At 49.7% G+C, this 1,414-nt stretch carries 1 protein-coding gene; it reads left to right on the top strand.

Annotated elements, in window-relative coordinates:
* Positions 1–1,414, top strand: a 1,414-nt coding sequence (locus tag R8269_RS24400; RefSeq protein ID WP_318222797.1) for an aminopeptidase P family protein, incomplete at both ends; no start/stop codon positions are given.

Genomic DNA, 1,414 nt, shown 5'->3' with positions numbered 1-1,414 from the left:
AGGCTCTGCAGGCGCAGCCGTGATCACACAAGACAAAGCCGCGATTTTTGTTGATGGTCGCTATACAGTGCAAGTGACCAAACAAGTTCCTAGCGAGTTGTTTGAATATCGCCACCTAATTGAAGAACCGGCATTGGATTGGATTCAAGACAATCTAACCGCAAATGCGTCCGTGGCTATCGACCCTCGCATGCACAGCTCGGCTTGGCTAGATATGGCACAAGCAAAACTGGCCGGAAAACTTGAGCTAAACATTCTCTCCAGCAACCCAATTGATGAATTGTGGCATGACCGCCCTGCACCAGTGGTTTCTGACGTTCGCCTCATGCCAACAAAAGCCGTTGGTCAATCAAGCGAAAGTAAGCGTAAAGAGATCGCTCAACTGGTAGCAAAAGCCGGTGCAGACAGCGCAGTCATCACAGCGCTTGATTCTATTTGTTGGCTATTGAATGTACGTGGCTTGGATGTATCGCGTTTGCCAGTTTTACTCTCGCACTTGATTCTTCATGCCGACTCAAGTGTAGAGTACTTCCTAGATCCCGCTCGCTTACCTGCTGAATTTGCAGCGCATGTGGGTACTGGTGTGACGGTTCATCATCCAGAAGCACTTCAATCTCGCCTTGAAGCCATGTCTGGTAAAAAGGTATTGCTCGACCCAGCAATCAGTAACGCATGGTTTAAGTTAGTTCTGCAAAATGCAGGCGCATCGGTTATTGCTGCAGCCGATCCATGTTTAATGCCAAAAGCCGCGAAAAACGAAGTTGAGATTGCGGGCATGAAAGCCTGTCATATCCGCGACGGTGTAGCGATGAGCAAATTCCTTTGCTGGCTAGATGCCGAAGTGGCTGCAGGCAATCTTCATGATGAAGCTACACTGGCTGATCGCCTAGAAGCATTCCGTAAAGAAGACCCAACGCTGATGGATCTGAGCTTTGATACCATTTCTGCGGCAGGCGGCAATGCTGCTATGTGTCACTACAATCATGAGAACCAACCTGAGCCAGGTAAGCTAGAGCTGAACACACTTTACCTTGTTGATTCAGGCGGTCAGTACCTAGATGGCACAACCGACATTACACGCACCATCGCGATTGGTCAGCCATCAGCAGAAATGATCAAGCAGTTCACTCTCGCGCTGAAAGGTCATATCGGTGTGGCACGTGCCCGCTTCCCGAAAGGCACTCGCGGTTACCAAATCGATACATTGGCTCGCCAACATCTTTGGGCGGAAGGTTATGACTACGACCACGGTACTGGCCACGGTGTAGGTCACTTCCTAAGTGTGCATGAAGGTCCGGCAAGCATCTCGAAGAAACAAATTGATGTGCCGCTAACTGAAGGCATGGTGCTATCAAATGAGCCTGGTTACTACCGTGCAGATGCGTTCGGTATCCGTATCGAAAACCTAGAGCTC

The sequence above is a fragment of the Vibrio sp. Vb0667 genome, from assembly GCF_033391095.1.
The sequence above is the reverse complement of the archived record's forward strand: the minus strand, read 5'-3'. Positions and strand labels throughout refer to the sequence as shown.